The sequence below is a fragment of the Kitasatospora sp. NPDC057542 genome (assembly GCF_042801945.1).
Lineage (GTDB): Bacteria > Actinomycetota > Actinomycetes > Streptomycetales > Streptomycetaceae > Kitasatospora.
The window spans coordinates 1-10345 of record NZ_JBHVFE010000325.1 but is presented as its reverse complement, the minus strand read 5'-3'; the positions used below and the strand labels follow the sequence as shown (position 1 = coordinate 10345).

At 73.8% G+C, this 10345-nt stretch carries 10 protein-coding genes and 1 pseudogene; 8 read left to right on the top strand and 3 right to left on the bottom strand.

Annotated elements, in window-relative coordinates:
• Window positions 1–19: 19 nt before the first annotated feature.
• Together ACFU7Y_RS31130 and ACFU7Y_RS31125 are read right to left on the bottom strand one after the other, a co-directional pair.
• The gene (locus ACFU7Y_RS31130; RefSeq protein ID WP_380770396.1) at window positions 20–1858 is read right to left on the bottom strand and encodes a M1 family aminopeptidase; all 1839 of its coding nucleotides are present in this window, start codon (window positions 1856–1858) and stop codon (window positions 20–22) included.
• 145 nt (window positions 1859–2003) lie between these two features.
• Window positions 2004–2633: a maleylpyruvate isomerase N-terminal domain-containing protein gene (locus tag ACFU7Y_RS31125; RefSeq protein ID WP_224277959.1), complete on the bottom strand. Its 630-nt coding sequence runs from the start codon at window positions 2631–2633 to the stop codon at window positions 2004–2006.
• A 202-nt stretch (window positions 2634–2835) separates the two neighbouring features.
• Between ACFU7Y_RS31125 and ACFU7Y_RS31120 the strand changes: the two are divergent.
• The 4 genes and pseudogenes from ACFU7Y_RS31120 to ACFU7Y_RS31105 all read left to right on the top strand — a co-directional run.
• A pseudogene (locus ACFU7Y_RS31120) lies at window positions 2836–3427 on the top strand (hypothetical protein); the annotation flags it as partial.
• Window positions 3428–3798: 371 nt separating this feature from the next.
• Entirely contained in the window at window positions 3799–4521 is a 723-nt protein-coding gene (locus ACFU7Y_RS31115; RefSeq protein ID WP_380770394.1) for a TetR/AcrR family transcriptional regulator, read from the top strand.
• Between the two features lie 100 nt (window positions 4522–4621).
• Window positions 4622–4951, top strand: a complete 330-nt coding sequence (locus ACFU7Y_RS31110) for a hypothetical protein (protein WP_224284042.1) — start codon at window positions 4622–4624, stop codon at window positions 4949–4951.
• A 15-nt stretch (window positions 4952–4966) separates the two neighbouring features.
• Window positions 4967–6040, top strand: coding sequence for a M14 family metallopeptidase (locus ACFU7Y_RS31105; protein ID WP_380770393.1), 1074 nt, complete (start codon window positions 4967–4969; stop codon window positions 6038–6040).
• A gap of 321 nt (window positions 6041–6361) precedes the next feature.
• Here ACFU7Y_RS31105 and ACFU7Y_RS31100 read toward each other — a convergent pair whose 3' ends face one another.
• Window positions 6362–6988: a TetR/AcrR family transcriptional regulator gene (locus tag ACFU7Y_RS31100; RefSeq protein WP_380770392.1), complete on the bottom strand. Its 627-nt coding sequence runs from the start codon at window positions 6986–6988 to the stop codon at window positions 6362–6364.
• Window positions 6989–7160: 172 nt separating this feature from the next.
• On the opposite strand from ACFU7Y_RS31100, the gene ACFU7Y_RS31095 reads away from it, so the two are divergent.
• From ACFU7Y_RS31095 to ACFU7Y_RS31080, 4 genes are all read left to right on the top strand, one after another.
• Entirely contained in the window at window positions 7161–7919 is a 759-nt protein-coding gene (locus ACFU7Y_RS31095) for an SDR family oxidoreductase (protein WP_224284044.1), read from the top strand.
• Window positions 7916–8704 (top strand): SDR family NAD(P)-dependent oxidoreductase, encoded by a 789-nt coding sequence (locus ACFU7Y_RS31090; RefSeq protein ID WP_380770391.1) that lies wholly within the window; start codon window positions 7916–7918, stop codon window positions 8702–8704. Before ACFU7Y_RS31095 ends, ACFU7Y_RS31090 begins: the two co-directional genes overlap by 4 nt.
• A gap of 11 nt (window positions 8705–8715) precedes the next feature.
• Complete coding sequence (locus ACFU7Y_RS31085) at window positions 8716–9672, top strand: NADPH:quinone oxidoreductase family protein (RefSeq protein WP_380770398.1); 957 nt, start codon at window positions 8716–8718, stop codon at window positions 9670–9672.
• Between the two features lie 70 nt (window positions 9673–9742).
• Window positions 9743–10345 (top strand): ADP-ribosylglycohydrolase family protein (locus tag ACFU7Y_RS31080; protein WP_380770390.1); only part of this gene is annotated, 603 nt, incomplete at its 3' end.

Here is a 10345-nt window from a genome sequence, read left to right as displayed (position 1 = left end):
GACGCCGGGGTGCGAGGGCTCAGCCGTCGATGCGGTGCTGGCTCCAGAAGGAGGTCAGGTCCACGGTGGTGGCGGCCTGGGCCGCGGCCTTGAACTCCGCGGTGGTGGAGACGCCGTACCAGTGCGCCTGCGCGTAGTTCCGCAGCAGCGTGGTCATCGCGGTGTCGCCGATCGTCCGGCGCAGGTCGTGCAGGGCGCACTTGCCGTATCCGTAGACGACCGTGGAGTAGCGGGAGGAGTTGGCGTCCCAGTACGCCATCGAGTTGGTGATCCTCTCCGCCGAGGAGGCCCAGGAGACGCTGTTCCAGCAGCCGTTGCCGGTCTTGCCGAGGGCGAGGTCGGTGGCGTAGTCGGTGAAGGCCTCGTCCAGCCAGGGGCCGTTGTACTCGTCGTCGCCCACGATGCCGTACCACCACTGGTGACCGATCTCGTGGGTGAGCGCCGTGGTGCTGACCAGGTCGAGGACGAAACCCGGGTACTCCATGCCGCCGAACCAGAAGTTGTTGTCGATCACCGCGTCCAACTCGCCGTACGGGTAGGCACCGAAGCGCTGGGCGTGGGCGTCGACCGCCGAGGTCGCGGTGGAGAGCATCGACTTGGAGTCGGCCGCACTGATCCCCGCCACCGAATAGACGTTGACCTTCACCCCGGCCGCGGAGGTGCCGGAGATCTTCGTGAACGGCCCGGCGCCCCAGGCGAAGTCGCGCACCTTGCCGGCGGTCGCCTTGGTGACGGTCCGTCCGGCCGCACCGGGGGTGTCAACCGAGGTGCCGGTCGCGGGCACCAGCAGGCCGGTCGGGTGGTCCAGGGTGACGGTGAAGTCCGAGGCCACCGAGTAGAAGGACTCGCCGTTGTTGGTGTACGGGTCGAGGTGCCAGCCGGCCGCGTCCCGTATCGCCAGGACGGGCAGGGCGTTGCCGAGGAAGTTGTACGCGCCGTCGTGGCCGAACCGGTCCGCGCCGCTCGGCACGGTGATGCCGAGGTCGAATCCGACGGTGCCGCTCTGGCCCTGCGCGAGCGGAGCCGGCAGGGTGATCTTGAGCGCGGTGCAGTTCACCGTGAGCGGGGAGGGCGTGCCGCCGGTCACGTTGGTCACCGTGATCGGGGTGCTGGGGCAGCTGCCGTGGGCGTTGTCCCACAGCCGCAGGTACACCTCGTTCAGCGGGGTGGGCGAGGCGTTGCCGAAGGTCACGCTCTCGTGCCCGGTCCAACTGCCGCCGGAGGCATCGCTGGTGAGGTCGACGGTGTACGCCGGCGCGACCGGGGTGCGGGTCGGGTCACCGGGCTGGGGCGGGGTGGTACCGCCGCCGGAGACGTCCAGGGTGACGTCGTCCAGCACGAAGCTGGTCTGCAGGCTGGAGTCCTCGACGCCGGTGAAGGCGAGCGTCACGGTCTGGCCCGCGAAGGCGGAGACGTCGACGGTCTTGTGCACGTACCCGGCCTGGGCGTCCAGGTTGGAGTAGGTGGCCAGAGTGGTGGAGCCGAGTTTGACGGTCAGCTTGTCGTAGGCGGTGCTGCCGGTCGTCTCGGCGGTGTCGACGTGCAGCCAGAACCCGAGCGTCGCGGTGCCGCACCCGGCGGGGAGAGTGACGGACTGCGAGAGCGTGTCGGTGTGGCTGGAGCCGTAACCGTCGAGCCAGGCGTAGGAGCTGCCGGAGTGCGCGCTCTGGCGACTGTCGGCGGTGATCGCGCCGCTCGGCGCCGTCCAGGACGAACTCCCGGACTCGAAACCGCCGTTGGCCACCACCTGGGCGGGTGTACAGTCCGCGGCGCTCGCCACATCGGGGGTGGCGAGCACCGCGAGGCCGGTGGCCGCGAACAGGGCGGCGCCGGTCAGGGCAGGCAGGAGTCTTCTCATCGGTGCCTCTCGTGGGGGAGCGGGCCGGGAGCAGCAGCGTGACAGCAAACCCGCACCTTTGAAAGGCTCATGACATGAGACGCATACGCCTCACCTGATGACCGGCCCAGCGGATCACCGGCTCACCTGTCACCGGACGACCGCCCTACCGGATCACCGGCAGCACCGCCGCCGCGCTGCGGCCGGTCGCCGCCTCGATGAAGGCCGCCGGGTCGGCGACCTCCGCCAGCAGCGTGCGGGTGAAGTGCAGCGCCCCCTCGGCGGGCGGCGGGCCGCCGACGGCCGCGATCAGGTCGAGCAGGTGGACGGTCGCCTCCATCAGCGCCACCTCGCCGAGCGCGCCGACCGTCACGCTGCCGAGCAGCGGGTGCGCCACCGTGGTGCCCGGCGGCAGGTCCGCGAGGCCGTCCAGCGCGGCCGGGCCCTCCACGCCGAACCGGGCCATCAGCACAGCGGGTTCGGCCACCTCGGCGGCCTGCTTCGCCGCCTCGGCGACCTGGCCGGCGGCGGTGTGGGCGATACCGCCGGGCCGGTTGTAGGCACGCAGGATGCCGGCCCCGTCAACCACCTCGGCCCGCCCGTCCAGGACGGCCGCGCGCAGCCCGGTGAACATCTCCGGCACCGGCGCCACGTGCGCGTACAGTTCCCGTACGGTCCACCCGGGCAGCCGGGTGGACCGGTCCCAGTCCTCGGCGACCAGGGCCGCACCCCGCTCCGCCCAGGAGGCCCATGCCTCCGCCAACAGCGCTCGCACCGGGTCGTTCTGACTGTTCATCGATTCTCCTCGGGACGGTGATCACGGGGTCTCCCACGCTACCTCGGGCTCCCGGAAGACCGCTTGCCGCCCCCTCCCCGGGCCGTCACCATCGGCCCGTGACCGACTCCGCCGCCCGCCCACTGCCCGCTCCCGCCGCCACCCGCCCGGCCCGGGTCCAGCAGCAGCCCGGCCGCCCCCGGAGGCCCGACGCCGTCCACTCGTGAGGGCCGCACCGGCCGCGGGGCTGCCCGCCGGGCTCGGCGCGGCCGTCCCGGTGGGGGCCGTCGGGGCCTACCTGGTGTCGCTCACCGCGCGCACCTCGCTGCGCACCGGCGCCTGCGCCGCCCTCGGCGTGGCCACCGCGGACGGGCCGTACGCGCTGCTCGCGGCGGTCGGCGGTCGGCGGTCGGCGGTCGGCGGTCGGCGGTCGGCGGTCGGCGGTCGGCGGTCGGCGGTCGGCGGTCGGCGGGACCAGCCTCGCGCCACCGCTCGGACCGGTCGCCCGGCCGCTGCGGATCGTCTCCGCCCCGGTGCTACCGGCCCTGGCCGCCCGCACGACCGTCAGCGCGCTGCGCAGCCGTCCCGGCACCGCCGCCGGACCGCAGGCCGCGCCGCCCACCCCCGCCCGGGCCTTCCTGCCCCTGCTGGGCATCACCCTGCTGAACCCGCTCACTGTCCTCTACTTCGCCGCCCTGGTGCTCAGCGGCGGCAGCCAGGACGGCGTCCCGGCCCGGGCGGCCTTCACCGTCGGCGCCTTCACTGCATCCGCCTGCCGGCAGCTGCTGCCGGCCTCCGGCGGCGCGCTGCTCGGCTGACCACCGGCCGGCCGCTCGACGGTCCACGCCACACCCCCGGCCCACCAGCCCACCGCCCCCGGGCACGTCCGGCTACGCAGCGCAACCGGCCCCGCCGCCCCCGTCGCCGTACCCACCGTCTCCGCGCGGCTCCTCCGACGGTCGGCTGACCAGCGGGATCGGCGAACCCGTCACCAAGAGCCGCTCACCCGTTTACGTCCGATTCATACCTTGTATCCTGGTTCTGTATCCGTTGAGTGACATCCGCCGAAGACCCAGCCCGAAGACCCAGCCCGACAGCGGGCCCTGCACCGCAGCCGCCCTGCCGAGCGGCCCGACCGGCTCGGGCGCGGCCGACGACGCTGCCACGGACCCGGAGGAGTGCGGACATGGCCGAGCAGGACGCCCCCGAGAAGCGGGGCCGGCTGAGCCGCCCGCTGGTGCTGGGCACCGCCGTGGCCCTGGTCGACCGCGAGGGCCTGGCCGCGCTGACCATGCGCAGGCTGGCGGCCGAGCTCGGCGTGGAGTCGATGGCCCTGTACCGCTACACGCCGGGCAAGGAGGCCCTGCTCGACGGCCTGGTCGAGGCCTACTTCGACGAGATCAACGCCCGGCTGCGGGCCGGCGCCGGCCGCGGCCCCCACGAGGGCGGCTGGCGTGCCGAACTGCGCCGGATCTCCCGAGCGTTCGCCGCCACCGCGCACGCCCACCCCGAGATCCTGCCGCTGATCGCGACCCGCCCGCTGTCCGTTCCGGTGGCCCGCCGCCCCGCCTCGGTGCTGGAACTCACCGAGCACATCCTGGCCGTGCTCGGCCAGGCCGGCTTCGACGACGCGGGCGCGCTGACCGTCTACCGCACCTTCGTCGCCTGGAACCTCGGCTGCCTGCTGGTGGACAAGCGCCAGGTGGTCGACAACCCGAACGAGCCGGATCCGGTCCTGCGGCTCGGCCTGCACCGGCTGCCCGCCACCGAGTACCCCCGGCTGCGCGCCCTGGTGCCCCGGTTCGCCGACTTCGACGACGAGGCCGAGCTGCTGAGCGGCCTGGACAGCCTGCTCGACCGGATGCCCGAGCCGCCCCTTGACGGCTTCTACGGCAGCGACGCATCCTGAGGATACGAGGTACACGTCGGACGTATCCCCCCTGATCGGCGCCGCCGGGCCACCCGGCACCATCGCGGCAGCCCGCTGACGGCGCCCGGAAGAAGTCCCCATGTCCTCCACCTCGAACGCGTCACCCCACGACGACATCCTGCGCCTCCGCGTCACCGCCAAGGACCCGGAGACCCTGCGCGCGCTGCTGCGCGACACCCACCCCGACGTCGGCGGACGCCCGCACGTCGAGGAGGACGGCCGCATCGGCATCGACGTCTACGCCCCGGCCGACCAGGTCCCAACCCTCGAACGCGAGGGCATCACGGTCACCCGGATCGGCAACGCCAGCGAGGCCGGGCGCGCCGCCCAGGCCGAGGTCGGCGTCGGCGACCGCTTCGCCCCCGCCGACGCCGTCCCGCGCGGCCTGGCCACCAAGCTCTCCGGCTGACCCGGGAGGCCCGCCATGCCGTACCTGAACGTCACCGAGGTCGAGTCCGCCGTGACCAGCCTGGCCACCGCCTACCCCGACATCACCCAACTCGTCACGCTGCCCGAGGCCTCGCACGAGGGCCGCACCGCCCACGCCCTGTTGATCAGCGAACCCACGGCGGCCCCCAAGCCGTGCGTCATGATGATCGGCGGCGTCCACGCCCGCGAGTGGGGCAGCTGCGAGATCCTCATCCACCTCGCCGCCGACCTGCTGGAATCCCACCGGGACGGCACCGGCCTCGGCTACGGCGGCACCGCCTTCACCGCCACCCAGGTCAGCAGCCTGCTCCACCGGCTCGACCTGGTGCTCTACCCGCTGGTCAACCCCGACGGCCGGAACTACAGCCAGACCGTCAAGCCGATGTGGCGCAAGAACCGCAACCCGGCCAACGCCGGCGGCAGCCCGAACCCGGACTGCGTCGGCGTCGACATCAACCGCAACTACGATTTCCTCTTCGACTTCGTCACCGCCTTCGACCCGAAGGCCAACCCCCAGGTGTCGAACGACCCGTGCGACCCGCAGGTGTACGCCGGCCCGAGCGCGTTCTCCGAACCGGAGACCCGCAACGTCCGGTGGCTGCTGGAGCAGCTCCCGCTGACCCAGTGGTTCGTCGACGTGCACAGCTACTCGCAGGACGTGCTCTACAACTGGGGCGACGACGAGAACCAGTCGATCGACCCCGACATGAACTTCCGCAACTCCGAGTACGACGGCAAGCGCGGCCTGCCCGGCGACCTCACCTACTCCGAGTACATCCCCAAGGGCGACCAGGACGCCGCCGTGCTGCTCGCCGAGGCGTTCTGCCAGGGCGTCAACGGCGTACGCGGCCTGACGTACAAACCGATGAGTGGCTTCCATCTGTACCCGACCAGCGGGACCAGTGACGACTACGTCTACTCCCGCAGCTTCGCCGACCCCGACCAGGGCAAGGTGCTCGGCTTCACCGTCGAGTGGGGCGCCGAATTCCACCCGCGGTGGGCGGAGATGGAACAGATCATCCGTGATGTGGACGCCGGGCTGGTGCAGTTCTGCCTGGCCGCCGCCTGAACAACCCCTGAGCCGCAGTGCCCGACAGCAGGGCGCCCGCCACGATCGGTCGCGGCGGGCGCCCCGTCATGCCGGGTCAGGCGGCCCGGTGGAAGAAGAACGGTTACTTCGATCCGCAGTGCGGGAGCTGCGGTGGGAATGCGCCGGGGAGGGCTCGCGGTGTCACCCTGCGTGCCGACCCCTGCGCTACGCGCTTACGAGGCACACGTACGAGGCACACGTACGTCGTATACGAGTCTGCCCGCACCCCGCGAGCTGGTCAAGGGCGGACCGGGACGCTCCGTTGCCCGCCCGGCGGAGCCCGCCGGACGAGCCCCGGGCTCAGACCCGGGCGCCGAGCATCCGCAGCACCAACTCGCCGTAACGGCGCCCGAGTTCCTCCGGCGCCTCGGTGGAGTTCGCCGTGTACCAGCGGGAGACGTCGATGCCCAGCGAGGTGACCGCGCGGGCCGCCGTCCGCACCTCCGTCACGTGGAAGTCCCCCACCGCCGCGCCCGCCTCGATCAGCGCGCTGACCTCGCGCTCGATGTCCAGCCGCAGCGCCGCGACCACCGCGTAGGCGTCCTCGGGCAGCGCGTGCAGTTCGTAGTTGACCACCCGGCCGACCGTCCTGGCCCGGGCGTGCCAGGCGGTGAACTGCTCGACCAGCCGGCGCATCCGCTCGGCCGGGCCGCCCGGGCCGGCCACCGCGTCCCGGACCAGGGTCAGCGTGGCGGCGTGACCGGCCTGGCTGATCTCGGCCAGCAGCGCGGTCTTCGACTGGTAGTGGATGTACAGCGCGGCCGGGCTCATCCCCGCCGCGGTGGCGATGTCCCGGGTCGTGGTGGCGTGGAAGCCGCGCTCCGCGAACGACTCGACGGCGGCCTGGAGCAGCCGGTACGCCGCTTCGGGGCGGACGTCGGCGCCGGGCAGGGTCGGCCAGAGGTCGGCGAGCGGGGTGCTGGTCATGGCGCCATCCTCCCAGAGAACTCGTACAGGCATTCCCGCCGACCACCCCGCGGGCCGAGCGGGCGTTCGGCAGGCTGTTGACAGGCTCCCGCACCGACAGCATGCTGAGCAAGCGCTTAGTCAGCGACAGTCCTCAGGACTCGGCATCCCCGTGGGAAAGGCAGGACGCTCCGTGGTGCACTCCTTCAAGGGCCGGGTGGCCGTCGTCACCGGATCGAGCCGGGGCATCGGCCTCGGCATCGCGCGCGAGCTGGTCGACCGCGGGGCCAAGGTCTGCCTCACCGCCCGCAACCCGGAGCCGCTGGCCGAGGCCGTCCGCGACCTGGGCGGTCCGGACAACGCGATCGCCGTCGCGGGCAAGGCCGACGACCCGGCGCACCAGGAGGAGGCCGTCGCCCGCACCCTGGAAGCCTTCGGCCGGCTCGACCACCTGGTCAACAACACCGGCATCAACCCCGTCTACGGGCCGGTCCTCGACACCGACGAGGCCGCCGCCGCCAAGATCCTCGCCGTCAACGTGCTGGCCCCTCTGGCCTGGACCCGCCGCGCGCACGCCGCCTGGATGGGCGAGCACGGCGGCTCGATCGTCAACGTCGCCTCCATCACCGGCATCCGTGCCTCGCTCGGGATCGGCATGTACGGCGTCAGCAAGGCCGCGCTGATCCGGCTCACCACCGAACTCGCCGCCGAGCTCGGCCCCCAGGGTGTCCGGGTCAACGCCGTCGCCCCCGCCCTGGTGAAGACCAGGTTCGCCGAGGCGCTGTACGAGGGCCGCGAGGAGAAGGTCGCCAAGGCCTACCCGCTCGGCCGCCTCGGCGTCCCCGAGGACGTCGCCGGCGCCGTCGCCTTCCTGCTCTCCCCGGACGCCGGCTGGATCACCGGCCAGACCCTCGTCGTGGACGGCGGGGTCACCCTCGGCGGTGGCATGTGACCACCGGGGCGTTCGACGGCCGGGGCGTGGTGGTGACCGGCGGCGGCCGGGGCATCGGGGCCGCACTGGCCCGGGCCTTCGCGGCGGCCGGCGCCCGGGTGGTGGTCAACGACCTGGACACCGGGGCGGCCCACGCCGTGGCGAAGGAGTGCGGGGGCACTGCGCTGCCCGGGGACGCCGCCTCCGCCGAGGGGCTGGCCGGCCTGGTCGGGCGGGCCCGCGGCGAACTCGGCGAGATCGACGTGTGGTGCGCCAACGCGGGCGTCGCCCCGGTGGGCGGGGCGGACGCGCCCGCCGCGGCCTGGACGAGCGCCTGGGAGGTCAACGTCATGGCCCACGTCCGGGCTGCCGAGCTGCTGCTCCCCCGCTGGCTGGAACGCGGCGAGGGCCGCTTCCTGGCCACCGTCTCCGCCGCCGGGCTGCTCACCATGCTCGGCTCCGCCCCTTACGCCGTCAGCAAGCACGGCGCGCTGGCCTTCGCCGAGTGGCTCTCCGCGACCTACCGCCACCGGGGCGTCCGGGTGCACGCGCTCTGCCCGCAGGGTGTGCGCACCGACATGCTCGCCTCCACCGGCGCGGTCGGCGAGGCGCTGCTGGCCCCGACCGCGCTCGACCCGGCGGAGGTCGCCGAGGCGGCGCTGGACGGCATGCGCGCGGAGCGCTTCCTCCTCCTGCCGCACCCCGAGGTCGCCGACTACTACCGGGTCCGGGCCACCGACCCGGACCGCTGGATCGCCGGCATGAACCGGCTCCAGCAGGGACTGGAGAGGAGCGAGCTGCTGTGAGGGCCTGGCAGGTGCGCGAACTCGGGGAGCCGGCCGAGGTGATGCGACTGGCCGAGGACGTCGCGCGGCCGGTGCCCGGACCGGGGCAGCTGCTGGTCCGGGTGCGGGCGGCGGCCGTCAACTTCCCGGACGCGCTGATGGTGCGCGGGCAGTACCAGGTCCGCCCGCCGCTGCCGTTCACGCCCGGTGTGGAGCTGTGCGGCGAGGTGGTGGACGGCGCCCGGCGGGGCGAGCGGCTGATCGGCAACCCGGTGCTGCCGCACGGCGCCTTCGCCGAGTACGCCCTGCTGGACGCCGCCGCCGCGTTCCCGGCGCCCGAGGCACTGGACGACGCCGAGGCCGCCGCCCTGCACATCGGCTACCAGACCGCCTGGTTCGCGCTGCACCGCCGGGCCCGGCTGCGGGCCGGCGAGACCCTGCTGGTGCACGCGGCGGCCGGCGGGGTCGGCAGCGCGGCGGTCCAGCTCGGCCGGGCCGCCGGGGCACGGGTGATCGCCGTGGTCGGCGGGCCGGCGAAGGCACGGACGGCGAAGGCGCTCGGCGCCGACCTGGTGGTGGACCGCCGGGAGCGGGACTTCGTCGCCGCCGTCAAGGAGGCCACCGACGGACACGGCGCGGACGTGGTCTTCGACCCGGTCGGCGGCGAGGCGTACACCGGTTCCACCAGGTGCATCGCCTTCGAGGGCCGGATCGTGGTGGTCGGCTTCGCCGCCGGGCAGGTCCCCACCCCGGCTCTCAACCATGCGCTGGTGAAGAACTACGCGATCCTGGGCCTGCACTGGGGCCTCTACAACACCCACGACCCGCGCGCCGTCCGCACCGCCCACGACGAGCTCACCAGGCTCGCCGAACAGGGCGTCCTCCGCCCCCTGGTGAGCGCCCGGGTGCCACTGGCCTCCGCCTCGGACGCCGTCTCGCGCGTCGCCGCCGGGCTCAGCACCGGGCGGATCGCCGTCCTGGGCGACTGACCCGCGATCCACCGCCCGCGCGGCCGGTAATCCGGCTGCGCGGGCCCACGGCCGCTGCCAGGATGCGGGGATGACATCGTTTTCCACCGCCCGCGACTCGTTGGAGGGCCTGGCCCTCGGGGACGGATTCGGGGAGCGCTGGTTCCCCCTGTTCCGCTCACCGAAGGAGGCCTTCGAGCAGATCCGGGCCCGGCGGGCCCCGGAGGAAGGCCCCTGGCACTGGACCGACGACACCGCCATGGCCCTGTCGGTGTTCGGCGTCCTGACCGCCTTCGACGCGGTGCACCAGGAGCGGCTCGCCCAGGCCTTCGCGGCGAACTACCGGGCGGATCCGGGCCGCGGGTACGGACACGGGATGCACCAGCTGCTGCCCGCCCTGGCCGGGGATCCCGGGGGCTGGCGCACCGCAGCACGGGAGCTGTTCGACGGCCAGGGCAGCCTCGGCAACGGCGCGGCGATGCGGGTGGCCCCGCTGGGCGCCTGGTTCTCCGCGGACCTGGACGAGGCGGCGGAGCAGGCGGCGCTGTCCGCGGAGGTCACCCACGCCCACCCCGAGGGCGTCGCCGGAGCCGTGGCCGTCGCCCTCGCGGCGGCTCTCGCCGCCCGCGGCCGCTCCGGGCCCGCACCCGTCGGCGCCGGGCTGCTGGCCGAGGTCGCGGACCGCACCCCGCGG

What these genes read in the sequence shown, in the direction of transcription:
- ACFU7Y_RS31105 (WP_380770393.1), top strand. Translation starts at nt 4,967, where the DNA reads ATGCCGTACCTGAACGTCACCGAGGTCGAGTCCGCCGTGACCAGCCTG.
- ACFU7Y_RS31115 (WP_380770394.1), top strand. Translation starts at nt 3,799, where the DNA reads ATGGCCGAGCAGGACGCCCCCGAGAAGCGGGGCCGGCTGAGCCGCCCG.
- ACFU7Y_RS31130 (WP_380770396.1), bottom strand. Translation starts at nt 1,858, where the DNA reads ATGAGAAGACTCCTGCCTGCCCTGACCGGCGCCGCCCTGTTCGCGGCC.
- ACFU7Y_RS31100 (WP_380770392.1), bottom strand. Translation starts at nt 6,988, where the DNA reads ATGACCAGCACCCCGCTCGCCGACCTCTGGCCGACCCTGCCCGGCGCC.
- ACFU7Y_RS31125 (WP_224277959.1), bottom strand. Translation starts at nt 2,633, where the DNA reads ATGAACAGTCAGAACGACCCGGTGCGAGCGCTGTTGGCGGAGGCATGG.
- ACFU7Y_RS31110 (WP_224284042.1), top strand. Translation starts at nt 4,622, where the DNA reads ATGTCCTCCACCTCGAACGCGTCACCCCACGACGACATCCTGCGCCTC.